Genomic DNA, 26,259 nt, shown 5'->3' with positions numbered 1-26,259 from the left:
GGGGATTGTTCGTTATCTGTTAAGAAGTGTTTTTAAAGCTGAAAGATCCGGCCAGCCAAGACCTACTTCTTTCAACCTTACTCCGGCAATTTCAAAGTTGTCCTCCGCTACTCTTTCAGGTGAATAGGCCTGATAAAATATAATCGAGGGATTCTGCTCAATAACCCAAACAAACATACTTGAAAAGCCATGTTGAAGCAAATACTCCGCTCCTTTTGCTAAGAGCGCCCTGCCTGCACCTTGCCGCTGGCGCTCTTCCAGAAGATAAATAGCGTATAACTCGCCGTCATAGCCTTCTTGTTCAGAGCGAATAGGTCCAAATGAAGCAAAGCCGAATACTGAACCCATTTCGTCCTGAGCAACAAATACTCCTTTTAACGAGCGACTTTTCCATTTGTCTTCAAATTCCTTATAGTTCAGGCTGTTTAAATAATCAATCGGGATAGTTTCGTGGTATGTTGTCCTCCAGCTGTCTACATGCACTTTTGCAATGTCCTTTATATCCTCTAACTTCGCTTCACGTACAGTTACCATACGGTTCTGCCCTTTCCTTACTCTGATTTTTGGATCGTTTTGGCTTCTTTGATTTCATTTGTTAATTCATTAATGCTTTGTTTTACGTTTCCTTTTCCTGAAAAGTTCTCAAGCATTTCTTTTACATCAATTCCTGAGGATGCTTTTAAACTTTCTTGCAAACTTGACATTAAGTTCGTCGCATAGCTGGTTACTTTGTTTGCTCCGCTTGATTCACCGCTTCCTCCTGTATCGACAACGGTGATTTTATCAATATTTGAAAGAGGTGCCGCTGCTTGTTTCGCGTATTCCGGAAGCATTTTGACAATCATATCGAAAATCGCCGCCTGCCCGTACTGTTCAAAAGCAGCCGCAATTTTCTCTTTTGCTTCCGCTTCTGCAAGACCTTTCAGGCGGATAACCTCTGCCTCTGTCTCTCCTTTCGCTTTTTCAGCTTCTGCTTTTGCTAGCCCGTCAATTCTTACTTTTTCCGCCTCAGCCTTTGCCATTGCTTCTATACTGTACTTCTTGGCATCGGCTTCCGCGAGCTGTTTGGCTTTCTCAGCTGCTGCGGACTGCTCAACAGAATAACGGTCTGCATCGGCTTTTTTCTTTACCTCTGAGTCGTATTGACGTTCACGGCGAAGAATTTCTTTTTCTTCTAGTTCTATTTGTTTTTGGCGTTCGATAATTTTAACCTGCATTTCCTGCTCTGTGACTTGCTGGCGCGCTCTGGCAGTCTCTAAATCATATGCTTGGTCGGCATTCGCTTTTGCCGTATCTTGTTCTCTGCGGAATTCAGCCATTTTGAGCTGATTGATTTTTTCAGCTTCAGCGATTTCCGTCGCCCGTTCAAGTTCTGATTTTTTTGCGTCTTTATCGGCTTCTGCCCGCTTAATTCGGGTTTCTTTATCAGCCTCTGCTGTTGCGATATCAGCATCGCGTTTTACTTGGGCAATTCTCGGTTTCCCTAATGATTCAAGATAACCGTTTTTATCACGAACATCTTTAATGGTAAACGAGACGATTACAAGCCCCATTTTCGCGAGATCCTGTGAAGCGACACGCTGCACCTCTTGAGAGAATTTTTCTCTGTTTTTATAGATTTCTTCTACTGTCATTGAGCCGAGAATGGAACGAAGGTGGCCTTCTAAAACCTCCCGCGCTTCCTGCTCACGGTCGTCTTTTGATTTCCCTAAAAATTGTTCGGCTGCTGTAGCGATTTCTCCTATAGAACCGCCGATTTTAATAATCGCAGTTCCATCGGCCATTACTGGCACTCCTTGTTCTGTATAGACTTCAGGTGTCGAAACATCGAGTTTGCTTGATAATAGGCTTAGCGGCTCTGCCTGCTGGAAGACGGGAAGGACAAAGGTTCCTCCGCCGCGGACGATTTTAATACGGTTGCCGCCTTCATCGACATGAACATTTTTATTGCCCAGATAGCTCCCCGTTACAATTAACGCTTCATCAGGCCCTGCTGTACGATACTTCGTAATAAACACAGCTATTAGTGCAATTAATAAAAAGAATACAACTCCGATGATCATTATAATCGGCATTGTCATATCAAATTCCTCCTTGTATATTAAATGGGTTCATGCGGAGTAACCGAAAGAACTCCGTTGTTAATATCTACGACTAACACCGTTGTCCCGTAACTGATCTGCTGATTATCAAAACTGACCGCTGACTTTGAAATGGTCCCGCCTATCCCTTCTATGACCACTTCACCAAACCCGTCAACCGGCACAGCTGTAATCACTTTACCGAGTCTTCCTCTGAGATCATCTTCTCTATATGCCAATGATTCTTCTGCAGATGATAATGGTACCAGTACAAAGATGTGAAGCAATACCACCAGCATGATCGAAAGGATGCAAGATAAAAGCGCAATCAGCAAGCTTGACAGAGGCAATACAAGTTCACCTATATATCCGCCCGCTGAAAAACATGTGAAAAATGAGAGCACTAATGTCGGATTAAGAAACGGAATGCCTTCTGACAGTCCTGCAAATACATCTCCGAAAAACAGGAATAATAGCGTAAGGCTGCCCGCAATAATAAGCGTATAAAGATAAATTGTTTGTATAGGTACTCCAAATAACTCCAATTTCCTCATCCTTTCTTCATCAATGCATTGATGAACGGCCGCCGTTACCATTTATACGAGACACCACGGGAAAGGTTTCAAAATTTTAAGACAAATAACCCATTTGAAGTGCTTTATAAATGATAATTGCTTATATATATGGTAATGTCATTTTAGGAGGAGATATGATGAGTATCTTTAATGAAGCCAGATTAGAAACGTGGAACGAATTGAAAGGACTTTCTGACGAAAAGCTGAACCAAAAGCCTTCTGCTGAAGAATGGAGCATACGGGAAGTTCTTGACCATTTGAAAAAAATCGATATGACCGCACAAAAAATGTTGAAGGAACGTGTAAAGGACGCTCCGATTAAAGAAATTGAAGAAAAACCGCTTGAGGTAGCACAGGACAGAAATAATAAACGGAAAGCCCCGAGTCATCTTGAGCCTGCGCATGATTTTATTTCAGGCAGCCAAATGAAACGTGAGCTTGATGTGGTAAGAGAGCAGCTGACTGCTGCGATTGCCTCTCTGAAAGAAGAAGATTTTGAAAGAGTGCTTCCGCATCCTGTGTTTCAAGAGCTGACTGTCAGACAGTGGATCGATTTTATCGGCCATCATGAAAAACGGCACCTCAGCCAAATGAAAGAAATTAAAGAAAAGATAGAAAGGGCCTGATTTCATCAGACCCTTTCTGCTTTTCGTTTGACTTTTCGCTGATAGGAATGAACTTCTATTTCATCACCTGTGTAAACAGCACCAGGTCTTTCCACAATACAGACAATCCCTCTAATGCCCAGTGCGTGGCGGACGAAAGCCGGCGCCAGCTTCGGTTGGTCCGGATAATAAGACTGAATGACTTCTCCCGGCTGGATACACGGATCATTTTCGCCCTCACACAGCAGAGCCGCTCCGCTCGGAAAAATAATCCGGCTTCCTTCTTTTAATGAAGTAAGATCTGGCATACCGCTGACTGCCACATTCGCCCCGAGCCATTCCGGCAAAATCCTCGGCACTCCCATTTTTAAAGCGATTTCGTTGCATTCCTCTATTGAAACAATTGAAATTTGTCTGCGGTTGAAAATTTCAGTCCCTCTTGAAAACATTGGTTCTCTGGCTCCCGCTTTTTTGGTCAGGCCAAAATGCAAGTCGCCAGGGATGCCGCCATAATCAAAATCAAGCTTGTCCATTTGCTTTGTTACGAAGCTTTCTGTATCTGCGATATATAAGCCTTCCGCTTTTGCAGTCATACGCTTCCACATCAGCTGGCACCTTCTTTCTTATCTTAAATTTCCACCTATGCTTCATTATCCCAAAAAATCCCGCTCTGTAAAGGAGCGGGATTTTGATTATACCGTTTTAGGCGTAAGGTTAAAGCAGCGCTTGTAGATCCAGTTGTATGCTTTTTCATTTAAATCTCTAGGGTTTCCGAAGGTTTGCGGATCTTTCATAGCTTCTTTAGACAAGCGTTCGATCATATCAGGTGATACTCCCTGCTCTTCTAAAGTCGGCACTTCTAAATCTTCGACCAGATCATACATCCAATTGACAGATGCTTTCGCAGCTTCTTCTGTTGTCATCTTGCTTGTATCAATACCGAACGCTTTCGCAATACGCGCAAACTTCTCAGGATAGCCCTTCCAGTTGTATTCCATGACAGGGCCCATCATCGCCGCTACACATTGGCCATGAGCGACTGGGATAATACCGCCAAGCGTTTGGCTCATCGCATGAGCCGCGCCCGCTGATTCACTTCCGTAAGAAAGACCGGCAAGCATCGCAGCCTGCGCCATTCCGTACCTTGCTTCCAGATCCTCTCCGTCAGCAAATGCCCTCTTAATGTAATGAGCGGCATACTCAATCGCCATTAAGGCAACCGCATCCGTGATTGGCTGTGCAAATTTCATTGTATAGCACTCAATGGCATGGGCGAGAGCATCAATTCCCGTCATAGCTGTCACATGCGGAGGCATTGAAACATGAAGCTCAGGATCAATGATGGTCAAGTGTGCTGCAATCAGCGGACCGCCCGTGTTGAATTTGAATTCTCTTTCTTCATCTGTGATAACCGCCCATTGGGTTACTTCTGATCCTGTTCCAGCTGTAGTGGGAATTGTCGTCAGCGGAGGAATGCGGTTTTCCAGCGGTTTTTTCCCATCTGCCGCTTCATAATCAAGCACGCTTCCTTCGTGAGTTGCTTCTACTCCGATTGCTTTTGCTGTATCCATGGAGCTTCCGCCTCCGACTGCCACCAAACCATTACAGTTCTCTTTTTTGTAAAGCTCAGATCCTTCATTCACCAGACGGACAGGCGGGTTTGGCTCAACTTTATGAAAGAGCACCACTTCAATGCCTGCTTCTTTAAGTGATTCGATTACAGGATCAGCAACACCGGCTTTATAAATCCCTGGGTCTGTGACAAGGAGCGCTTTTGAAACGCCCAGAGCAGCTACTTCCTCACCCGTATGCTTGATGGCTCCGATTCCATGCTTAATCACAGTCGGAATTTCAAATGTGTGGAATTTCTGCATGCTTTCTACCTTCATATTTAATGTCATCATCAATCTCCCCCTCTTATGAATTAAACCAGTTAACCGCTGCCGGTTTTGTATTGCGGTATACATGTTTGACTTCTGTGTATTCTTCAAGGCCTATTTTTCCAAGCTCGCGTCCGAACCCGGATTGCTTATATCCGCCCCATGGCGCTTGTGCAAAGTACGGATGAAAATCGTTGATCCAAACGGTTCCCATTCTCAAGCGGGCTGCTACCCGTTCGCACTTTTCAATGTCTTTTGACCATACCGCTCCAGCCAAGCCATAGATGGTATCATTCGCAAGCTCGATTACCTCTTCTTCAGAGCTGAAGGTTTCGACTGTCAATACAGGACCGAAAACCTCTTCCTGAACGATTCTCATGTCAGAATTACAGTTTGAGAAAATAGTAGGTTCATAGAAAAAGCCGTTTTGAAGCTCAGGATCTTCCGGGCGTTTGCCTCCTGTCTCCAGCTTCGCGCCTTCCTCTATTCCGATCTCAACATATTTTTCTACCTTTGCCCTGTGCTCCGCCGAAATAAGCGGACCGCTTTCTGTCTCAGCATGAAAACCGTTTCCGAGTTTTATGCGTTTTGCCCGTTTGACCAGCTCCGCCAAAAATTGATCATGAATGGCATCCTCAACAAGCAAGCGGGAACCTGCAGAGCATACTTGGCCGGCGTGGAAAAATACAGCGTTTAAGGCCTGATCAACCGCAACTTCTAAATCCGCGTCCTTGAAAACAATATTTGGGTTTTTCCCGCCAAGTTCAAGGGCGATTTTTTTGACGTTTCCGCTTGCCGCCCGCATGATTTTTTTGCCTGTTTCAATTCCGCCCGTAAATGAAATCAAATCGACATCTTTGTTTACGGCAAGCTCGTCGCCCACTGTGGCTCCCGGTCCAAGAACAAGATTTGCGACACCTTTTGGAACACCGGCTTCTTCCATCAGCTTAAAGACTTTGATTGTCGTCAGCGGCGTAATCTCACTCGGCTTCATGACGATTGTGTTTCCTGCAGCCAGTGCAGGGGCGATTTTCCAGCTCGCTTGAAGGAGCGGATAATTCCATGGAGTAATCTGGCCGCAAACCCCGATTGGCTCCCTAATAATTTTGCTTTCTGAATCAGGAATCGGAGATGAAATGATCTCTCCGCCATCTTTGTCTGCCAAGCCGGCGTAATATTGAAAAACATTGGCGATATCGTCCATATCGGCCTTGCTTTCTTCGAGTGTTTTTCCTGTATCAAGAGATTCAAGCTCAGCCAGCTCCTCAAGATCGCGTCTGATTAATTCCGCAATTTTCAGAACAATTTTTCCGCGTTCTAGCCCGGATAGCGATGACCATTCTCCTTTGTCAAATGCTCTGCGTGCGGCTGCGATTGCTTTGATGGCGTCCTCTCGCCCTCCCTCGCTTACAGTTGCAATTTCTTCTTGATTAAATGGGTTGATAATACTGCGGATCTGTTCTTTTTCGGCACTGATCCATTCTCCGTCAATGAATAATGTTTGACTCATATAAGCCTCCTTGACGTAAATAAAGTTTGTTAAATAAAAATTTAATGTTTTTAACAACCTTAATCTAACATATGGTTTTTAAACTGTCAAAGTCCCATTTTGATTTTTCTTTTTGACTTTTCCTCATGTTTCGTTAAGATAAAGAGCATAAAGAAATAACTTAACGAATTTAATTTTCTAAAGGAAAAGAGGGTCAGTATGGATGAAAATCCAGAATTTGCAGCTATAGAACAGGCTCGGGATCTTGTTATTGACTCCATTGCTGAAACGATGGATCTTTACGGAATTACCCGCAGTGTCGGGATTTTATATGGGACGATGTATATGAGGGATGAGATGACGCTTGACGAAATGCGGGAGGAGTTGCAAATGAGCAAACCAAGCATGAGCACTGGCGTCAAAAAGCTTCAAGACTTAAATGTAGTGAAAAAAACATTTCACCGGGGCATCCGCAAGCATACATTTGTGGCTGAGAAGGATTTCTTTAAATTTTTCACAAATTTCTTTCCACCTAAATGGGAGCGGGAGGTTCAAGTGAATGTAACAGCGATCGAGGAAGCACAAGCTGATTTACAAAAGGTTTTAAGCAAGGAAGATCTCGATGAGGATATCAAAAATGAAGCACTGCAGTTATATGATCAGCTGGAAAGCTCTAAAGCTTACTATGACTGGCTGAAACGGCTTGCTGAATCGGTGCAGACCGGAGAAATTTTTAAATTTATACCGATCGAAACAAAGTAAAGCAGAAAACGCCTGGGAAACCAGGCGTTTTTTTGATGTAACTACTACAAATTTGAAAAATACGGGAAAAACACCCCATTTACTTCCAAAATATTTGATGGTAATTTTATGTAGGTAAAATTTGTATTTGGCCTTTCAGAGGAGGTGAAAAGCGGGCAGGCCTGTTTAATTTATCATTTTTTAGGGGGAATTTTGTTATGAAACGCAAATTATTATCTTCTTTGGCAATTAGTGCATTAAGTCTCGGGTTACTCGTTTCTGCACCTACAGCTTCTTTCGCGGCTGAATCTACATCAACTAAAGCTCATACTGAATCCACTATGAGAACACAGTCTACAGCTTCATTGTTCGCAACAATCACTGGCGCCAGCAAAACGGAATGGTCTTTCTCAGATATCGAATTGACTTACCGTCCAAACACGCTTCTCAGCCTTGGCGTTATGGAGTTTACATTGCCAAGCGGATTTACTGCAAACACGAAAGACACATTGAACGGAAATGCCTTGCGTACAACACAGATCCTCAATAACGGGAAAACAGTAAGAGTTCCTTTGGCACTTGATTTGTTAGGAGCTGGCGAATTCAAATTAAAACTGAATAACAAAACACTTCCTGCCGCTGGTACATATACTTTCCGTGCGGAGAATAAATCATTAAGCATCGGAAATAAATTTTACGCAGAAGCCAGCATTGACGTGGCTAAGCGCAGCACTCCTCCGACTCAGCCTTGCGGTTGCAACTAATGTAAAAGACCGGTTAACGCCGGTCTTTTTTGCGTTTTACCCTCCCCTTTTTCTCTAATCCCCGTTATCTTTTTTCTGGTTTAAAATTTAAATTGACAAACACTAGAAACAGGAGTAAATTCTTGAGTGTTCAATTTCATACAGTCTCTTTTACCGCTTAATCAAACACGAACGGGGGAACCAACGATTGGCTGTTTTATTAACAGCCTTGGGGTGAATCTTACTAAGTAAGAGGGGGTACTCTGAATCCCTAATCCGACAGCTAACCTCGTAGGCGTATACAGAGAGGAGGTCTATTATCGGCCATTCTTTGCAATGGTCTTTTTTGTTTCAAAAACGTTAATTCACTAAGGGAGATATGAACATTGGGAAGAATTAAAAATAAGCAATTTGCCGTGATCGGGCTGGGCCGGTTTGGCGGCAGCATTTGTAAAGAACTTCATAGAATGGGGCATGAGGTCCTTGCGGTTGATATCAACGAAGAAAAGGTCAATGCATATGCTTCTTACGCCACTCATGCGGTAATTGCCAACGCCACCGAAGAAAACGAATTGCTTTCATTAGGAATACGCAATTTTGAATATGTGATTGTTGCCATCGGAGCAAATATTCAAGCGAGTACGCTGACCACCCTATTATTAAAGGAGCTTGATATTCCAAATATTTGGGTGAAGGCTCAAAACTATTATCATCACAAGGTGCTTGAAAAAATCGGCGCTGACCGGATTATTCATCCTGAAAAAGATATGGGGGTTAAAATCGCACAAAGCCTTTCAGACGAAAATGTTTTGAATTACATTGATCTATCTGATGAATACAGTATTGTCGAGCTGTTGGCTACGCGCAAGCTTGATTCAAAATCGATTATTGACCTGAATGTAAGAGCAAAGTACGGCTGCACGATCCTGGCCATCAAACATCATGGAGATATCTGTCTTTCCCCCGCGCCTGAAGACATCATTCACGAGCAAGATTGCCTGGTGATCATGGGCCACAAAAAGGATATTAAACGTTTTGAAAACGAAGGGATGTAGACAAAGGTGACACTTCAAAAGGATAAAGTGATCAAATGGGTTCGGTTTACACCGCCTCAAGTGCTTGCCATTGGTTTTTTCCTTACCATTATCATCGGGGCTGTCCTATTAATGCTTCCGATTTCCACTACGAAGCCATTGTCATGGATAGATGCCCTTTTTACTGCGGCTTCCGCTACAACTGTTACAGGGCTTGCTGTTGTCGATACCGGTACTCAATTTACGGTATTCGGGCAAACAGTTATTATGGGGCTGATTCAGATTGGCGGGCTTGGATTTATGACATTTGCGGTCTTGATCGTCATGATATTAGGAAAAAAAATCGGCTTAAAAGAACGAATGCTCGTCCAGGAAGCCTTAAACCAGCCGACAATCGGCGGTGTCATTGGCCTTGTCAAAGTCCTGTTTCTGTTTTCGATCAGTATTGAATTGATAGCAGCACTCATTTTATCCATCCGGCTTGTACCTCAATACGGCTGGTCATCCGGCTTGTTTGCAAGTTTGTTTCACGCAATATCTGCTTTTAACAATGCCGGGTTTTCGTTGTGGCCTGATAATTTGATGAGCTACGTTGGCGACCCTACAGTAAACCTCGTGATTTCTTTCTTATTTATTACAGGAGGGATCGGATTTACAGTTCTGTTTGATGTGATGAAAAATCGGCGTTTTAAAGCTTTTTCTTTACATACAAAGCTCATGCTTACAGGAACGCTGATGTTGAATGCGATTGCAATGCTTACGGTCTTTATTTTAGAATACAGCAACCCCGGCACGCTCGGCCACCTGCATATAGTGGATAAACTGTGGGCGTCCTATTTTCAGGCAGTGACGCCGAGAACCGCAGGGTTCAATTCTCTAGATTTCGGCAGCATGAGAGAAGGAACAATTGTATTTACTTTATTATTGATGTTTATCGGAGCAGGAAGCGCATCAACGGCGAGCGGCATTAAGCTGACTACGTTCATCGTGATTTTAACATCTGTTATTGCTTACTTGAGAGGTAAAAAAGAAACGGTTATTTTCCGCCGTTCCATCAAATATCCGATTATCATTAAAGCTTTAGCTGTGAGCGTCACCAGTTTGTTCATCGTGTTTTTAGGGATTTTCGCCCTGACGATCACAGAACAAGCGCCATTTCTTCAAATTGTGTTTGAAACCTTTTCCGCATTCGGAACTGTCGGCCTTACGATGGGGCTTACTCCTGAACTGACAACAGCTGGCAAGTGTATCATCATTGTCATCATGTTTATCGGAAGAATTGGTCCTTTAACGTTCGTGTTTTCATTCGCAAAAACAGAGCAATCAAATATCCGTTATCCTGATGGCGAAGTGTTTACAGGGTGATATCAAAAAAATCCGGCGTGCAGTCGCCGGATTTTTTATGATTCGATATGAGATTGATTTTGTCTTTTTTCCTGTTCCGCGATGATTTCATTATCCTCCGCGTTATCACGGGTTACTTTTTGTGTAAGAATCGCACCAACTGCTACAAGTATCATAACAGCGATGTAATAACCTTTTTCATTGAGTTCCAGGTTATCAGCATTATAGAGTCCGATACTAAACAAAAATACTCCCGCAAAAAAAGTAAAATAAGCTAATACTGTAAAGGCAACCGTGTTTCTGCGTCTATATTTCTGCACCTTTGTTCCCTCCCGAAAGCATAGTTAAAAAGTGATAACTTCCGTGGAATATTATACCTCAAATTCCCCGGAATGGAACAAAGAATTAAAAATACCAGTAAAAAGGGCTTAGGTTGCCTCCTTTATTTCAACAGCTGAATCATCAATCCAGCCAATAAGTTTATCATTGATTTGGAATTGGTACCATACAGACTGGCCTTTCTGTTTTTTAGACACAACCTTTATGTCTTTGCCGACGTAAGATTGGGCAGAGGTAAGCCTTATGGAGCGATCATCAGTAGAAGGCTTGGACCATACGTCTTGAACGGCACTGTCTTTAATAGAGGCGTTTAAATCCACAGATTTGAGGGATGGATTTACCTCATCGTACTCATCTAAATCGTATTTTTCCACAATAGCACTGATTTTGTCAGCGTAGTCAGGGTCTGTAGCATATCCTGATGTTTGCAGGGCGGTTGCCGCTTCCTTATAATTCCCTGCCTCAAGCACCGGTTTATACTTCTTTTTATTCCACGATGTGCCACGGACGAACAATTGGGCGTGATCATCCATAGATTCAAAAAACGTGCTGTATTTTCGAAACTTCGCGCGAATGGTTTTTCTTTTACCTTTTTCAACTTCGTCCGTTTCCATCGTGACATGATGGCCTTTATAATTCCCTTTTACGCCAAAAAGGTTGTTGGCCTTAGCAGCCAGTTCACTGTTCCCCCAGTCCGATTCGAGAATGGCCTGAGCAATTGTGATGCTGGGGAGAACATGGTATTTTTCATACAAAATTTGGGCATGTCCGGACAGACTGTCTATAAATACTTGCTGTTCATCGATTTCTTCAGTTTCTTTGGATGTTTCAATCGGTTTTGATAAAGTTGTCGCTAAAACAAACAGAGCTAGCGGAATCGATACAATGAAAAATAGTGAAATCAAGAGTTTACGTTTTTTAAGTTTTTTACGGGCCATGAAAACCTTCCTTCGAATTAAAAGATTACGAATGTAAAAGAATCTACCTTTTAGAATTTTACTTGCACTTCTAATATTTTTCAATTCTTTAGGGATAAAGTTGGGAAAAGATTGCAAAATAAAAACCTTTTCGCTCAATGAAAAGGTTTTTACCATGTTTCTATTTTTGTAAATTTCTGAGTGCATTACGATATTCCGTATCATTTATTACTTTATATGATTTGACAGTTGCCTTCGACAAACCTTCTGCTGAAACGGCCGGTTTTTCCGGAGCTGTTTTCGCTTTATCATGTGGTTTATGTGCCAGCTTGTGCCCCATTCCAGTGGCATTCATACAAAATGACAGGCAGACGAGCAGCACGCTAAGGATAAAAGAAATGAAGAAGAGATCATGATAAGCAGTCATCATAGAATCCTGTACCGAACCGCTTTGTCTGGCAGCATCTTTTTTCGTGAAAAAGCCGATGAGAATAGGAACTCCCATATAGACAAACAATCTTAAAAACTGAACAGCTGTCATTCTCTTGACCAAATCAGGCAGCGGGCCTCCCATGGCAGCTCCCATCAGCCCTGCGGCGACTGTCAGGCCTGTTCCCGCTGCAAGCATGATAAACAGTGCCGCGAACATATAAAGAGATGATCGATCCTGCATATGCAGCCATTGAAAATTCACAAAGACGAGAATGAGTCCGCCGATAATACCGAGCATCCCTGGTCCGACTTTATCGTATAACAGAGCGCTTAAAATGGCCGCGATCGCCACTCCGATTAAAAGAGTCAAGTTTAAAAATATGAGATGCTCCTGAGAAATATCATACATTTGACGGAGCAAGCCTTGAAAAGCAGACAGGCTGACAGCTACCGTTATCGTCCCTGCAGCTATGATCAATAAGCCAAGCACCGGTTTTGGCAGCAGCATCAGTTTAATAGATATGAATGGGTTTTTCACTTTATATTCCACAATCAATAGACCAATGAGCAAACATAACGTCACCCCGAAACCAATCCATACATAACCCGATGACAGCCCCCATTTTTGCAGAAAAATGAATGAAACCGCTGAGGCTGCGGCAAGGAAAACAGATAAAAGAATTCCCGCACGATCAAGCGGCTGTTCTTGATCCGACGCTCCGTGATGCTCGTCATGAAGAAAGAAATAGCTCACCGCGACACCGATCAGGGACAAGGTGCCAAAGATGAAAAACAGCCATCTCCAATGCCCGCAGCTTGTTGCAATGGTTCCCAGGATTGTACCGATGATAACAGAACCATAGAATCCCCCGATCAGCACAAGCAGTGCATAGTTCCTGCGTTCAATCGGGAATGACAGTACAAGCATTGGAATCATAATCATCAGCATGACGCCTGTTGCCGCCCCCTGTAAAAAGCGCCCTGCCGCCATCCATGCAATATCGCCTGAACATGCGATGAGCAGTGAGCCTAGTATAAAGACAGGTAATGAAGCCAGATAGACGGGACGAGCACCGAATTTTTTCCTCAGCAGCGGTCCTGCCGGAACTAACAAGGCAAAGGCCATATTGCCGATCAATATCGGATTTACTGATGTAAAGACACTTGTTCCAACCGTTTTCTGAACAAGGCCTTGAACTGACGACAATGCCGTGTTAGACATCAATCCCGGCCCGACCGCTAAGACGGCGAGCAAAGAAATCACCCAATAGTGTTTTGTCTTCATGTTGTCATCCCTTCCTATATGAATACATGCGAAACACATCATTTTTTGAAAACAAAAGAAGCTAATAGATTTTGCATACCATTAGCTTTCATTCTAATATTCTCCCTTTCAGGGGAAATGATATTATTTTATTATAATTATGTGAATGAATGAGCATATAATCAAATATTATTTCAAATCGATTGTGTTTTGTCAATGGAGTAAATTTCAAGCACAACATAGAAAGCTTGAAAGCTTTTCCCCGATATTGTGTCTAGAACTGCACTTATGAATCCCTGCTCGTTCCCTCAAGCGAATTAAAGCAGGCCGTTTTAATCCTTTCAATCCACTATTCCAACTAATAAACTCAAATAAGTTGGTGATAAGACAACATTTTACCCCCACATTTTTTTGTGTTCACTGGGCGTTTGCCGCCTCTAAATTGTATATGGGTAAATACCATGAATTAACCTATGAAATACCAATGTAAGGAAATTCTAAATATTCCGGGAGGCAAAAACGAATGGAACTGTATGAGTGTATCCAAGACATTTTTGGCGGCTTGAAAAATCCATCGGTTAAAGATTTAGCAACGTCTTTAAAACAAATTCCAAACGCAGCAAAATTGAGTCAACCGTATATTAAGGAACCAGACCAGTACGCTTACGGCCGAAATGCCATCTATCGAAATAATGAATTAGAAATTATCGTGATTAACATTCCGCCAAACAAGGAGACAACAGTACACGATCATGGTCAATCCATTGGTTGTGCAATGGTGTTAGAAGGAAAGCTTCTTAATTCTATTTATCGCTCAGCCGGCGAACACGCAGAACTCTCCAATTCATACTTTGTCCACGAAGGAGAATGCCTTATTTCAACCAAAGGTTTAATTCACAAAATGTCCAATCCAACATCCGAACGAATGGTGTCTCTTCATGTCTACTCCCCTCCTTTGGAAGACATGACGGTCTTTGAGGAACAAAAGGAGGTATTGGAAAATTCATGATTGACAGATAAACTGCTCACTTTGACTTCACTCAACTGGAGGATTCAGAGAATGAAACCTTTTCCTCAAAACAAAAAAACCCTTATCGAATAAGGGTTTAAAGGTATGGAGCCAAGGGGGCTCGAACCCCTGACCTCTACGCTGCCAGCGTAGCGCTCTCCCAGCTGAGCTATGGCCCCGTATGTAACGTCATGTTTATTATAGATGATTTTATTTTGAAAAACAAGCTGTTTCCTCTTGAATTGACAGAAAAAATAAGGCTCGGAAAAGAGCCTTATTTTTCGACTTACATCATGATCAAAAGTAAAATCACACCGAGAATAATTCGATAGATTGCAAATGGGACAAGTTTGATTTTGTTAATCAGCCTTAAGAAGAAACGGACGACAAACAGTGCGACCACAAAGGCACAGATAAAGCCGACGATGAAAAATGGCATCAGATCCGAACTTAAGCTGTCCCAATGCTTCACGAGGCTTAGAAAGCTGGCTCCCATCATGATCGGCATCGCCATAATAAACGTAAAGTCGGCTGCAGCTCGGTGGTTTAATCCGAGAATAACACCGCCGGAAATGGTTGAACCCGAACGCGAGAAACCCGGCCAAAGGGCAAGACATTGGAATAAGCCGACGGCTATCGCCTGTTTATAGGAAATGCGGTCGAGTGTGTCTGTCGCTGTTTTCCGTTTATTGACCCAGTCAGCAAAAAGCATCAGGATTGCCCCGGCAATTAAACCGATGGCCACAGTTTTAACGGAAAATAAATATTCATCAATGTAATCTTCAAACAAAAAGCCGAGAACAGCTGCAGGCACGAGTCCGACGGCAATTTGGGCAATGCTTAATTTATGTCCCTGCTCCTGGTCGCTTGTAATATTTTTTTTCAAGCCCAGTAAATTTAAAATTCGGTCTTTAAACACGATAGCTACTGCTAAAATGGAGCCTAGCTGAATAACCACCTTGAATGAGTTAGCAGCTTCTTCTGACATCAGATTACTTGATTTAAGCCAGATGTCGTCTACTATGATCATATGTCCTGTCGAAGAAACCGGCGCGTACTCTGTTAATCCTTCTACGATTCCTAAAATGGCGGCTACAAACAATTCCCATAGAGTCATGATTTTGATTCTCCCCATTAGACATTTATTTTTTTACATAACGGGAGCTTTCCATAAATGGAAAGCCCGTCTTATATAACTATAAACGAAAATCACACTTTATGACCCGACGTATTTTCATTTTTTTCTTCATCGTATAAATGTGACTGCATTTTAAACCAGTCAAATAAATGTGTCGTAATGACTTTGGCAACTGCATAGCCAGGAATGGCAAGAATGATTCCAACAACACCAAACAGCTTGCCGGCTGTTAACAGCAGAAAAATAATCGTAATCGGATGGATGTGAAGGTTTTTTCCCATAATTTGCGGAGAGATCAGCTTCCCTTCAATCAGCTGAACAATCGTCCAAACGATCACCAGCTTAAGCAGCATGAGCGGCGATGTCACTATGGCAATGATAATCGCAGGCGTAATGGCAATCGTTGGCCCTAAATATGGAACGATGCTTGTGCAAGCCGCAATGACTGCAAGCAATGAAGCATAATCCAGCCCGATAATCAAATAACCGATAAACAGCAAAAACCCGATACAGAAGCTGACAATGATCTGGCCTCTGATATAAGAGCTTAACCGATGATTCATTTCGCTTAAGACTGTATATGTCTGTTCTTTCAATCGAGTCGGCACAAACTTCAGTATGTAGACCGGTAATTTTCTTCCGTCTTTTAGCAAATAAAATAGAATAAACGGAACCGTGACGATCGAAATGATAATCTCAGTCAGTGCGCCGATAAAATTCCCAACACCGGTAAAGGTGCTGTTCACGATCGTCGCTGCCTGATCCGAAACCTTTGTAGCAAGATCAGATATATTAATGTTCATCGTTTGCTGGGCCTGATTGACGAAGTTGCTGCCAATCAGCTGTTTCGTCTGATTTTCTACGACGTCCACATATCTCGGGATATTGTCAATCAAACTCATAATTTGTTCTTTTAAGAAGGGAATGATCGACACGATCGTGATCGTGATCAGCCCGATAACCAATAGATATAGCAGCAATATAGAATAGATTCTTCTTATTCTTCTTCTCTCCAGAAAATCGACGACTGGGTTTAACAGATAAAAAACAATGCCTGTCAAAATAATCGGAAGTGATATCGTTTTGAGCAGAACAATAATCGGGGTGAAAATAAATGATGTTTTTGTAAATACTAGAATATTTAAACCAATCAGCAGCAGCACAAGCAAAAATAAAACAAACTTATTATCCAAGAAGAATCGCTTGAATCTGCCGCTCCATGTTTGCAACGTCTCCACTATCGTTCCTCCGTCATACATAGTTTAATTAAATTGTACACTATCGTCCCTATAATGAAAAATAAAAACCGTTAATTGCTGGAAAAGCTTTCTCGGTTTTAACATTCTATTTATATCTATCATGTGATTTTGTTCTTTTTAAGCTATAATTTAGCTATATCATGCAAAAGGAGCGATACGAGTGATACGTTTTGCAATAATAGGAACCAACTGGATTACAGACCGCTTTCTTGAGTCAGCAGCGGATATCGAAGATTTTCAGCTGACTGCTGTTTATTCAAGATCGGCTGAACGCGCTGGCGAGTTTGCTGCTAAACACAACGCTGCGCATGCCTTCTCAGACCTTCAGGAAATGGCGGCGAGCGATTGCTTTGATGCCGTATACATAGCGAGCCCGAACGCTCTTCACAAGGAACAAGCCGTTCTCTTTATGAACCATGGCAAGCATGTGCTTTGTGAGAAGCCGTTTGCTTCGAATACAAAAGAAACAGAAGAGATGATCTCAGCGGCTAAGGCAAACGGTGTTGTTCTCATGGAAGCAATGAAGACCACTTTCCTGCCGAATTTCAAAGAGCTGAAAAAACACCTGCATAAAATCGGCACTGTCCGCAGATTTACCGCAAGCTACTGCCAGTATTCCTCACGATATGACGCGTTCAGAAGCGGAACTGTTTTGAATGCGTTTCAGCCTGAGCTTTCCAATGGGTCATTAATGGATATTGGCGTCTATTGTATTTATCCGGCTGTTGTGTTGTTTGGCGAGCCAAAGGATGTAAAAGCAAACGGATATGCTTTATCTTCCGGAGTGGACGGAGAAGGAACTGTCATTCTGTCTTACGACGGGTTCGAAGCCGTTCTGATGCATTCCAAAATCTCTACTTCCTATGCCCCGGCGGAAATCCAGGGTGAAGACGGGACGATTGTAATCGATACGATTCACCGGCCTGAACGTGTTGAAATCCGCTACCGGGACGGCCGCCTTGAAAACATCGCGATCCCTGATCCTAAACCGGCGATGTTCTATGAAGCAGAAGAATTTGTCACGCTCATAAAAGAGAATAAGCTGGAATCTGAAGAAAATACATTTGAACGGTCTTTGACCACCGCAAAAATTATGGAAGAAGCAAGAAAGCAAATGGGGATTGTATACCCTGCTGATCAAGCTTAAAAAAATCCGCCCGCGTGCAAATGCCGCGGCGGATTTTTTATTAGACAATCGGAGAAGATGCCTTCCTTTTTAAAAGCACCTGTTGCTCATATTCTTTGATGTCATGAAGCCATGCCTCTTTTACCGGAACGCCCATTTGCTCACAGTAGGAATCCCAGATGGCTCCGAAAGGATATGTTTTGAATTCCTCCATCAGGGCCAGCCTTTCTGTATAGCGGCCCTCTTCCTGCAATTGTTTTAAATATCCGTTCGGGAGAAGCAAGGCATACAATAAAGCTTTGATCATATTTCTCGTTCCGATGGTCCAGGCGGCTACACGGTTAATGCTGGCATCGAAAAAATCCAGACCGATGGCGACCTTCTCAAGAGCATGATTTCGTACAATTTCAAGAGCGATTTCTCTCAATTCATCATCCAAAACCACTACATGGTCGCTATCCCAACGAACAGGCCGCGATACGTGCAAGGCAAGCTTGTCTGTGTAAAGCAGCATGGACGAGATTTTGTTCGATACCGTCTCAGTCGGATGGAAATGGCCTGTATCAAGTAAACAAAGCTTATGATTCGTCAAAGCATAAGCTAAATAAAATTCATGAGATCCGACAACATATGATTCGGAGCCAAGCCCGAACAGCTTGCTCTCGATTGAATCAAGATTATGTTGTTCACTGATCTCCTCTGCGAAGATCCGATCCAGTGATTCTTTTAGTCTTTTACGCGGTGTCAGCCTATCACTCGGGATATCCTTATAGCCGTCGGGAATCCAAATATTCGTCAAGCAAGGTGTTCCTAATTCTTTCCCGAAGTATTCCCCGATACGGCGGCAAGCGATGCAATGCCTGATCCAAAATTCTCTGATGTCCGGATTAGGGTGTGAAAGGGTGAGTCCGTCAGCCGCTTTCTCATGCGAAAACAAGGTTGGATTAAAATCTAAACCGAGACCAAGGTTTTTTGCCCATTTCACCCAGTTTTCAAAATGCTGCGGCTTCAATTCGTCACGTTCTACCGCTTCCCTGTTTGTTTCTGCGTATATCGCATGCAGGTTTACGCGGTGCTTTCCAGGAATGAGAGAAAGAGTCTTCTCCAAATCTCTTCTTAATTCTTCAGGAGTTTGCGCTTTTCCGGGATAATTGCCGGTCACGTCAATTCCGCCTGAAAGCTCGCCCTTATTTACTTCAAAGCCTTCAATGTCGTCACCCTGCCAGCAGTGGATCGAAATGGGCACTTGCTCTAATTGCCGAAGCGCCTCTTCAACATCAATTCCCCATTTTTCATATGCCTGTTTTGCACTGTCATAATTGGCTTTTATGGTCATACGGCTCTCTCCCTTTATCAGTTTTTCAATCCAAATAAAAAACTTCCTTTAGATCTATCGCAACAGGACTGAAATCCGAATTTGTTTTCATTAGTGGCGCCATCGATTTCCACCATCTTTGGCAAACTTCCGTGTCCGCCATCTTTCTCCATTTCTCTTCATCCTCTATTTCTAAATATGCAAAAAGCCGGCCTGTTTCCTCATCTAGAAAAATGGAATAATGGTGTGCTCCATGAGCTTTGAGTGCTTCTGCCATCTCAGGCCAAATGTCATCATGCCGCTGTTTGTATTCTTCGTACTTGTCTTGATGGACAAACATGATACTGGCTTTTCTTTTCAAACCTTTTCACCTCTCCATCATTTAGATAGCGCTTTCAAAACGGTTTGCTGAAAGGACTGAATGATCGTGCTTCTGTCAATGTCTTTGGGTGTAAACACTTTGATCGGAAAGGAATTTCTGACGACTTGCCGGGCTTCTTTTATGTCTTTGACTTCTTTGGCAGCAATCATTTGCATCAAAAGATTTCCTGTGGCAGTTGCCTCTATCGGCCCTGCATATACCGCTTTTCCACTCATGTCTGCCGTTAATTGATTTAAGAAATCATTCCGGGCTCCGCCGCCGATGATATGAAATTGCTCGATCGGTTTTTCTGTGATTGTTTCGAGCTCTTTGATGGCTATCGCATAGATGATGGCTAAATTGCTGTAGATGCAGCAGGCAAGTTCGCCTGCAGTACGGGGAATCTTTTGGCGGGTTTGTCTGCAATAATGTTGTATTTCCTTTATCATGTTTTCTGGATTCAGGAAACGTTTATCATTTAAGTTTATAAATTGCTGGAATGGTTCTGTTTTTTTGGCTTCTTCTGCAAGCTGCTGAAAAGAATAATCTGCTTGTAGCTGCTGTTTGACTTCTTGTATCACCCACATGCCGATAATGTTTTTGAGAAAGCGAATGGTGTTGTTTGCGCCGCGTTCATTTGTATAGTTGTTTTCTAAAGCAAGATCAGTTATTATCGGTGTTTTGTTTTCAACCCCGATTAACGACCATGTTCCGCTGCTGATATACGCCCAGCCATCATTTACGCCTGGCGCCGCAATGACGGCCGAGGCCGTATCATGTGTTGCGACTGTCATCACCTTGCACACCGGGAGATCATAATCCGGGAACCACTCATTTCTTAGCTTCCCAAGTTCACACCCCGGTTCAGTGAGCGGCGCAAATTGCTGTTCCAGAACAGACACGGCTTCAAGCAATTCAGGATCAAGATTTCCCGTTGAGACGTTTAAAAGCTGTGTTGTGGACGCGTTTGTGATTTCCGTTACAGCTTTTCCGGTTAAACAATAGCCTAAATAATCAGGAATCATCATAATTTTGTCTGTCTTTTTCAGCAGCTCACGGTCTTCTTCAAACAATTGATAGATCGTGTTGAAAGGCTGAAATTGTATTCCTGTTTTTTGATAAATTGCGGCTTTTGAGAGGGTATGTTCCAGTTTGTCTATTGTGTGATCTGTTCTTCTATCACGGTAGGAGATTGCTTCCCGCAACCGATCGCCTTTTTCGTCCAGTAAGACATAATCAACTGCCCAAGTATCAATGCCTACGGTGCAGTGTTCATACCCAAGCGTCTTTACTTTTTGCAGTCCTTGCAGGATTTGTTTTAGCAAATGATCAATATCCCATAAGCACTGCCCGTCTCTTTGACTGAAACCGTTAGCGAACCTGTGAATCTCTTGTATGTCAAGCTTCCCTTCATTCAGTTCACCTACCATGATTCTCCCGCTTGATGCGCCTACATCAATGGCAGTATAAATCATCCTTTCACCCTCTCTTCGAAAGAGGAACAGCTGTCACCTTCACCTTTTTGTCCTCAAGAGCTTTTACCGATGCCGGATCAAGTCCAGAATCCGTAATAAGGCGGCTGACATCTTGCAGCGAGGCGATATGTGAAAACTCGCGGTTCCCCCATTTGCTTGAATCGGCCATCAAAATGGTCTGGTCCGACCTTTCGATCATCCGTTTTTTGAGCAGCGCCTGCCACTCATTTGAATCACTCATCCCGTTGTGTACGTCAAATCCCTTACATGACAGAAAGGTTTTATTGACATGATAGGTCTCAAGTGAACGCTCTGCTAACGGGCCGGCAAATGATAATGATTTTTCCAGCAAAATGCCTCCTGTTGAAATGACTGATATGTTTTCTGTATTACTGAGTTCAATAGCTGCTTTCATTGAGTTTGTAATCACGGTGAGCTCAATGTCAGGGAGTATTTTCGCCATGTACCAGGCAGTTGTGCTTGCATCGAGAATAATTCGGTCTCCGCTTTTTACATATTTGGCCGCTTCGTGAGCGATGGCTTTTTTTTCGATGACATTCGTGATTTCCCGTTCAGAAAAATGAATTTCTGATTCCTTCTGCTGAATACTGACCGCTCCTCCGTGGCTCCGGCTCAGTTTATGTTCTTTTTCAAGCTTTTCAAGATCACGCCGAATGGTTTCCTCTGTGACTGAAAATATGTCACTTAATTCGGAAACGCGGATGCTTGAACGCATATTTACTATTTCCACTATTTTTTGCTGCCGTTCTGCTACTAGCATCGGTAACGCCCTTCCTCATATCGTAGTCCGTCTTATATTTTTATCATAGCATATTTCTAACGCGTAAAAGCAGCAGGGACGCCGCCGTCTACCGTGATCATGCACCCCGTTGTTTTTTCGGCTTTGGAAGAAGCGAAGAATGCAATGGCTTCGGCAATATCCTCCGGATAAATATTGACGAGCAATGCTGTCCGTTTCCGGTAATGTTCCTCCAGCTGATCCGGTTCAATCCCGTACGCCGCGGCTCGTTCCTCCCGCCAGCTTGAACCCCAGATTGCCGATCCTTGAAGAACTGCATCAGGCAAAACGGAGTTGACCCTAATGCCGAATTCTCCGCCTTCTGCTGCGATGCATCTTGCTAAATGGGTTTCAAGCGCCTTAACAGAGCTGTAGGCAGAGGCGTTTTTTCCCGCATAAACCGAATTTTTCGATCCGACAAATACCATGCTTCCGCCTCTATTTTGATGTTTCATCTGTTTAAACGCTTCACGGGCTACAAGGAAATAGCCTGTTCCTAAAACATTCATATTAAGATTCCATTCTTTTAGACTTGTTTCGTCAAATGGGCTTGATGTGGCCAGCCCGGCATTATTGACGACGATATCAATGCCGCCGTAAGCAAGCGCCGCTCGTTCAAAAGCTGACTGTACGTCTTCCTCCTTTGTCACATCCATTTTGACAGCCATTGCCCGTCCTTTTCCGTATGCATCGTTTATTTCCCCGGCAATTTTCTGTGCGCCTTCTATATTCAGATCAGCTACGATCACGTGCCCTCCCTCAGCTGCAAATCGGCGGCATGCCGCACTGCCGATTCCGCCGGCTCCTCCAGTTATCAGCGCTACTTTCCGGGAAAATTCTGCTTCCGGCGGGGCCAGCGTGAGTTTATATAGTTCGAGCGGCCAATATTCGACATGGTAGGATTCATTTTCATGTAAAGAAACAAATTGCCCCAGAGCGGTTGCTCCTTTCATTACGGCGATGGCCCTCCGATATAAAGCCCCGCTTACTTTAGACATCGTATAACTTTTTCCTGTATTCACCATTCCGATTCCAGGAATCAATATCACCCGCGGGGCGGATTCAAAGATTTGATCCCCGTCCTGCTGATTGCGTGTAAAGTAAGCCTGATACTCTGATGTAAAGGTCTCGACTCCTGACTTGATCAGATCCGCAAGCTTGTGCACATCTTGAGTTTCCGGATTCCAATCAATGTACAGCGGAACCCGTTTTGTGTGAACAAGGTGATCCGGGCATGCCGCACCGATTTGCGAAAGTGCTGGCGCTTGGACACTGTTTACAAATTCCAAGACATCGTCATGATCATCATAGGAAAGGATCATTTTCTTTTCTTCACTTACTGCTCCTCTGATCACAGGCATGATGCCTGCCAAGATTTGTTTTCTTTTATCCTCCGGCAGCGGCTGATACCTTTTGCCTCCGAATACCTCATGCTGATTGATACGATCGTTAATATACTGCTCGGCTTCTTGAATGATGGATATCGTTTTTTGATAACATGTTTCAGACGTCTCTCCCCAAGTGACTAAGCCGTGTTTCTCCATTAATACAAGCTCGGCGTGGGGATTGTTTGCTACGCCTTCAGCGATCATTTTAGACAAAGTAAATCCAGGACGGACGTATGGCACCCATACAAACCGATTTCCGTAAATGTCTTCAGCGATTTGTTTTCCATTATCCGCACAGCATATGCTGATAATCGCATCTGGATGGGTATGGTCAACATGTTTGTATGGCAGAAAAGCGTGTAATAGCGTTTCAATTGAAGGGCGGGGATGTTTGCTGTCTATCATACAATGAGACAGGTAGTCTACCATTTCTTCATCGGGCATTTGGTCCCTTTTAATCAGCGGGCGGATATCATCTAATTTCAAACCGGAAAAGTTATGCGCTTTCATTGTTGCCAAATCCGAACCGCTTCCTTTTACCCACATGACTTCTATTTCACGGCCTCTAAAATCCTTTTCCGTTGTTTTCATAGATGTATTCCCCCCGCCCCAGTTGCAGACAGTGCGGTCTGACCCGATCAGATTGGACCTGTACACCAATTCCTCTACACCTTTAGGCAACTGTGCAGCTCGCTCTGAATCCCATATATGTTTCACCATATTTGATATTCCTCCATACCCTTTTATTTGTATCCGTTTTCATTATATATGATTTCTGTTTGTTTTTGAATCGTTTTTGTTTATTTTTGCTTTCTAACAAAAAAAGAAAGCAGCAGATATGCCGCTTTCTCGTTTCATTATGATTCTATTTTAAATTTCTTCGTAATGTCCTGAAGTTCTTCCGCCATGTTTGCCAACGTTTCCGCTGAAGAGCTGATTTCTTCCATGGACGCAAGCTGTTCTTCCGCCGAAGCTGCGATATCCTGAATGCCTGCTGAGCTTTCTTTCGCCACTGCAGAAATATCTTCAACAGCACTTGACACTTCCTGTGATCCGGCTGACAGTTGTTCAACCGTCGCGTTCAAGTTTTGCAATTCGCCGGAAATTTGGGTTGTCATCTCATAGATTTGTTTAAAGCTTTCTGCTGTTTGATCCGTAATCTGCAAGCCTTCTTTCACTTCATGATTCACGGATTGGAACATTGAAAGTGAGGTGCTGATTTCCCTGACAATCTCTTGAATTAATCCTTCAATTTCCTTGGCGGAGTCTGCTGATTGTACAGCAAGTTTTCTAACCTCTTCCGCAACTACTGAGAAACCTCTTCCGTATTCTCCCGCTCTTGCCGCCTCAATCGCAGCATTTAATGCAAGCAGGTTGGTTTGATCAGCAATGCCATTAATCACATTCAAGATGCTTGTGATGTCTTGCGATTTTGTTTCAAGGCCCTTCACAACCGCTTCCGCTTTTTGAACGGATTGGTCAATTGTTTTCATCTGGCCGACTGTATGCTCCACCAGCTTTTCTCCGCTGCCCGCTGCCTCAGAGGACTGAATCGATGATTTCGTAATGGTTGAAGAGGCCTGAGCCACTTTTGAAATCCCCTCGTTCATTTGAGAAAGATGATTTGAGCTTGTTTCCAGTTTCTCGCTTTGTGCCTCGTTGCCATCTGAGAACTGTTCGATGGCAAGTGTAATATGTTCAGTTGCCTTGCTTGTTTGGGCTGCGCTTGCTGTCAGCTCCTCAGAAGATGAAGCGACGTTTTCTACAGACGTTTGAATAACGCCGATTACAGAACGCAATGATGCAGACATTTCATTAAAGCTTTCGCCAAGCTGGCCAAACTCGTTTTTCGAGTGAATGTCAATGACTTCTGTAAGATCTCCGCTGCTGATTTTTGCAGACGTTGAGACAAGTTTTCTTAACGGCTTGGTGATGGCACGGATAATATAGAGTATGAGTATGCCGCCGATTACTATTGATACGCATAGAATGATAACCGCAGTGTTCAGCACCGGGCTTGAAGCATCTTGCAATTCACTGACAAAATATGTGCCCGCGATTTTCCAGCCAGTCAGTTTATTTGTCGTAAAGGCCATTTTCTTTTCTTTGCCTTCGAATGTATATTCAAATGAGCCTTCTTTTTTGGAATATACTTGGTTTGTCCAATCGCCGGAACCGGTTGTCCCCGGCTTAATGGTCGGATGGGCGATATATTTTTTGTTGCCTGTCGTAATAAATGCAAAGCCTTCTTTACCGATTTTGATTCTTTTTGATGCAGTAAGCACTTCATCCAGGTTTAAATCTAGCGCTATAACCCCTGAACCGTCTTTTAATTGTTTTGAAATTGTGACAACGATATCTCCTGTTGCTTCATCGGTATACGGTTCTGAGAAAACAGCTTGTCCTTTTTCCGCAACCGCCTGTTTGTACCAGTCACGTCCTGTCGGATCAAAGCCTTTCGGAACACCGCTATCCGGATATTTATAAAGCTTCTTATCTTCTGAGGCAGCATAGATTGCGCCTACATCGTCGTTAAGTGTCGTGTACTGCTTAAATTTCTCTTTCAGTAATGTTTTGTTTTTGCCTAACAATATGTCTTTATCGACTGTCTCACTATAATAATCTATTGCTTTTACTTTATCTTCTAATTTATTTTGCAGCGTACTGTTTAGTTCTTCAACATTTCCCTTCGCACTGCTTATGAGCTCTCTGTCTAACGCGTTCCAAGCTGATTGATAACTGAAATATGCTAAAACCCCAACCGGCAAAATAAGCACTGCCAGAAACGCAGCGATTAGCGGTTTGCTGATCGATGGCTGTTTGATCCATTGTATGAATTTTCCCATTCTTATTGACTCCTCCTTTAAGATAAATCTAATATCGTCAAACTAGGATAAAAGGTTTAATAAAAAAACTAAAAAAAACACCCAAGCGCAACAAGCTTG

General features: G+C 43.2%; 24 protein-coding genes, 1 tRNA gene and 1 riboswitch. Of the genes, 7 read left to right on the top strand and 18 right to left on the bottom strand.

Going from position 1 to position 26,259, the window contains the following annotated elements:
• Nucleotides 1-12: 12 nt before the first annotated feature.
• The 3 genes from NYE22_RS05515 to NYE22_RS05505 are packed head-to-tail and all read right to left on the bottom strand — an operon-like array spanning nt 13 to nt 2,626.
• Entirely contained in the window at nt 13-534 is a 522-nt protein-coding gene (locus tag NYE22_RS05515) for a GNAT family N-acetyltransferase (protein WP_038828481.1), read from the bottom strand.
• A gap of 17 nt (nt 535-551) precedes the next feature.
• Nucleotides 552-2,081, bottom strand: coding sequence for a flotillin lipid rafts scaffold protein FloT (floT, locus tag NYE22_RS05510; RefSeq protein ID WP_003228960.1), 1,530 nt, complete (start codon nt 2,079-2,081; stop codon nt 552-554).
• A gap of 20 nt (nt 2,082-2,101) precedes the next feature.
• Nucleotides 2,102-2,626 carry an NfeD family protein gene (locus NYE22_RS05505; protein WP_032727091.1) on the bottom strand — a complete coding sequence of 175 codons (525 nt, stop codon included), beginning with the start codon at nt 2,624-2,626 and terminating at the stop codon, nt 2,102-2,104.
• Between the two features lie 167 nt (nt 2,627-2,793).
• Between NYE22_RS05505 and NYE22_RS05500 the strand changes: the two genes are divergently transcribed.
• Nucleotides 2,794-3,282 (top strand): DinB family protein, encoded by a 489-nt coding sequence (locus NYE22_RS05500; protein ID WP_003242867.1) that lies wholly within the window; start codon nt 2,794-2,796, stop codon nt 3,280-3,282.
• 5 nt (nt 3,283-3,287) lie between these two features.
• Here NYE22_RS05500 and NYE22_RS05495 read toward each other — a convergent pair whose 3' ends face one another.
• The 3 genes from NYE22_RS05495 to betB all read right to left on the bottom strand — a co-directional run bounded on the left by NYE22_RS05495 (nt 3,288) and on the right by betB (nt 6,651).
• Nucleotides 3,288-3,866, bottom strand: coding sequence for an MOSC domain-containing protein (locus NYE22_RS05495; protein WP_014477775.1), 579 nt, complete (start codon nt 3,864-3,866; stop codon nt 3,288-3,290).
• An 87-nt stretch (nt 3,867-3,953) separates the two neighbouring features.
• Nucleotides 3,954-5,162, bottom strand: coding sequence for a choline dehydrogenase (gbsB, locus tag NYE22_RS05490; protein ID WP_014477776.1), 1,209 nt, complete (start codon nt 5,160-5,162; stop codon nt 3,954-3,956).
• 16 nt (nt 5,163-5,178) lie between these two features.
• Nucleotides 5,179-6,651, bottom strand: a complete 1,473-nt coding sequence (gene betB / locus NYE22_RS05485) for a betaine-aldehyde dehydrogenase (protein WP_003243430.1) — start codon at nt 6,649-6,651, stop codon at nt 5,179-5,181.
• Nucleotides 6,652-6,849: 198 nt separating this feature from the next.
• Between betB and gbsR the strand changes: the two genes are divergently transcribed.
• The 4 genes from gbsR (at nt 6,850) to ktrB (ending at nt 10,513) form a co-directional block, all read left to right on the top strand.
• Nucleotides 6,850-7,392: a transcriptional regulator GbsR gene (gene gbsR / locus NYE22_RS05480; RefSeq protein ID WP_015251366.1), complete on the top strand. Its 543-nt coding sequence runs from the start codon at nt 6,850-6,852 to the stop codon at nt 7,390-7,392.
• A 197-nt stretch (nt 7,393-7,589) separates the two neighbouring features.
• Nucleotides 7,590-8,135, top strand: a complete 546-nt coding sequence (bslA, locus tag NYE22_RS05475) for a biofilm surface layer hydrophobin BslA (protein WP_003243556.1) — start codon at nt 7,590-7,592, stop codon at nt 8,133-8,135.
• Between the two features lie 144 nt (nt 8,136-8,279).
• Nucleotides 8,280-8,428, top strand: a riboswitch (cyclic di-AMP (ydaO/yuaA leader).
• 72 nt (nt 8,429-8,500) lie between these two features.
• Nucleotides 8,501-9,169 (top strand): potassium uptake protein KtrA, encoded by a 669-nt coding sequence (gene ktrA, locus NYE22_RS05470; RefSeq protein WP_003228942.1) that lies wholly within the window; start codon nt 8,501-8,503, stop codon nt 9,167-9,169.
• A gap of 6 nt (nt 9,170-9,175) precedes the next feature.
• The gene (ktrB, locus tag NYE22_RS05465; protein ID WP_124047981.1) at nt 9,176-10,513 is read left to right on the top strand and encodes a Ktr system potassium transporter KtrB; all 1,338 of its coding nucleotides are present in this window, start codon (nt 9,176-9,178) and stop codon (nt 10,511-10,513) included.
• 35 nt (nt 10,514-10,548) lie between these two features.
• On the opposite strand, the gene NYE22_RS05460 is transcribed toward ktrB, so the two are convergent.
• The 3 genes from NYE22_RS05460 to NYE22_RS05450 form a co-directional block, all read right to left on the bottom strand.
• Nucleotides 10,549-10,812 carry a YiaA/YiaB family protein gene (locus NYE22_RS05460; protein ID WP_003222348.1) on the bottom strand — a complete coding sequence of 88 codons (264 nt, stop codon included), beginning with the start codon at nt 10,810-10,812 and terminating at the stop codon, nt 10,549-10,551.
• Nucleotides 10,813-10,920: 108 nt separating this feature from the next.
• Complete coding sequence (lytG, locus tag NYE22_RS05455; RefSeq protein ID WP_032726765.1) at nt 10,921-11,769, bottom strand: exo-glucosaminidase LytG; 849 nt, start codon at nt 11,767-11,769, stop codon at nt 10,921-10,923.
• A gap of 160 nt (nt 11,770-11,929) precedes the next feature.
• Nucleotides 11,930-13,465 (bottom strand): MFS transporter, encoded by a 1,536-nt coding sequence (locus NYE22_RS05450; protein ID WP_342412371.1) that lies wholly within the window; start codon nt 13,463-13,465, stop codon nt 11,930-11,932.
• Between the two features lie 502 nt (nt 13,466-13,967).
• Here NYE22_RS05450 and cdoA point away from each other — a divergent pair.
• Nucleotides 13,968-14,453: a cysteine dioxygenase gene (gene cdoA / locus NYE22_RS05445; protein ID WP_015251362.1), complete on the top strand. Its 486-nt coding sequence runs from the start codon at nt 13,968-13,970 to the stop codon at nt 14,451-14,453.
• Between the two features lie 106 nt (nt 14,454-14,559).
• Here cdoA and NYE22_RS05440 read toward each other — a convergent pair.
• The 3 genes from NYE22_RS05440 to NYE22_RS05430 all read right to left on the bottom strand — a co-directional run bounded on the left by NYE22_RS05440 (nt 14,560) and on the right by NYE22_RS05430 (nt 16,829).
• Nucleotides 14,560-14,632 (bottom strand) — tRNA-Ala (locus tag NYE22_RS05440).
• Nucleotides 14,633-14,739: 107 nt separating this feature from the next.
• Nucleotides 14,740-15,570 carry an undecaprenyl-diphosphate phosphatase gene (locus NYE22_RS05435; protein WP_014477785.1) on the bottom strand — a complete coding sequence of 277 codons (831 nt, stop codon included), beginning with the start codon at nt 15,568-15,570 and terminating at the stop codon, nt 14,740-14,742.
• Nucleotides 15,571-15,662: 92 nt separating this feature from the next.
• Complete coding sequence (locus NYE22_RS05430) at nt 15,663-16,829, bottom strand: AI-2E family transporter (protein ID WP_021480467.1); 1,167 nt, start codon at nt 16,827-16,829, stop codon at nt 15,663-15,665.
• 181 nt (nt 16,830-17,010) lie between these two features.
• Here NYE22_RS05430 and iolU point away from each other — a divergent pair, with 181 nt between their 5' ends.
• Nucleotides 17,011-17,997 carry a scyllo-inositol 2-dehydrogenase gene (gene iolU, locus NYE22_RS05425; RefSeq protein ID WP_041850599.1) on the top strand — a complete coding sequence of 329 codons (987 nt, stop codon included), beginning with the start codon at nt 17,011-17,013 and terminating at the stop codon, nt 17,995-17,997.
• Nucleotides 17,998-18,037: 40 nt separating this feature from the next.
• On the opposite strand, the gene rhaA is transcribed toward iolU, so the two are convergent.
• From rhaA to tlpB, 6 genes are all read right to left on the bottom strand, one after another.
• Complete coding sequence (gene rhaA / locus NYE22_RS05420; protein WP_342412370.1) at nt 18,038-19,312, bottom strand: L-rhamnose isomerase; 1,275 nt, start codon at nt 19,310-19,312, stop codon at nt 18,038-18,040.
• Between the two features lie 25 nt (nt 19,313-19,337).
• A complete protein-coding gene (gene rhaM / locus NYE22_RS05415) occupies nt 19,338-19,652 on the bottom strand; it encodes an L-rhamnose mutarotase (protein ID WP_003243762.1) in 315 nt (104 codons plus the stop codon).
• Between the two features lie 17 nt (nt 19,653-19,669).
• Entirely contained in the window at nt 19,670-21,127 is a 1,458-nt protein-coding gene (gene rhaB, locus NYE22_RS05410; RefSeq protein WP_266107652.1) for a rhamnulokinase, read from the bottom strand.
• Between the two features lie 4 nt (nt 21,128-21,131).
• Complete coding sequence (rhaR, locus tag NYE22_RS05405) at nt 21,132-21,908, bottom strand: rhamnose catabolism operon transcriptional regulator RhaR (protein ID WP_342412369.1); 777 nt, start codon at nt 21,906-21,908, stop codon at nt 21,132-21,134.
• 56 nt (nt 21,909-21,964) lie between these two features.
• Nucleotides 21,965-24,034, bottom strand: a complete 2,070-nt coding sequence (locus NYE22_RS05400) for a bifunctional aldolase/short-chain dehydrogenase (RefSeq protein WP_085185970.1) — start codon at nt 24,032-24,034, stop codon at nt 21,965-21,967.
• 137 nt (nt 24,035-24,171) lie between these two features.
• Nucleotides 24,172-26,160 (bottom strand): methyl-accepting chemotaxis protein TlpB, encoded by a 1,989-nt coding sequence (gene tlpB / locus NYE22_RS05395; RefSeq protein WP_003243983.1) that lies wholly within the window; start codon nt 26,158-26,160, stop codon nt 24,172-24,174.
• Nucleotides 26,161-26,259: the final 99 nt, after the last annotated feature.

Source organism: Bacillus sp. FSL K6-1560 (genome assembly GCF_038592935.1).
GTDB lineage: Bacteria > Bacillota > Bacilli > Bacillales > Bacillaceae > Bacillus > Bacillus subtilis.
The sequence above is the reverse complement of the archived record's forward strand: the minus strand, read 5'-3'. Positions and strand labels throughout refer to the sequence as shown.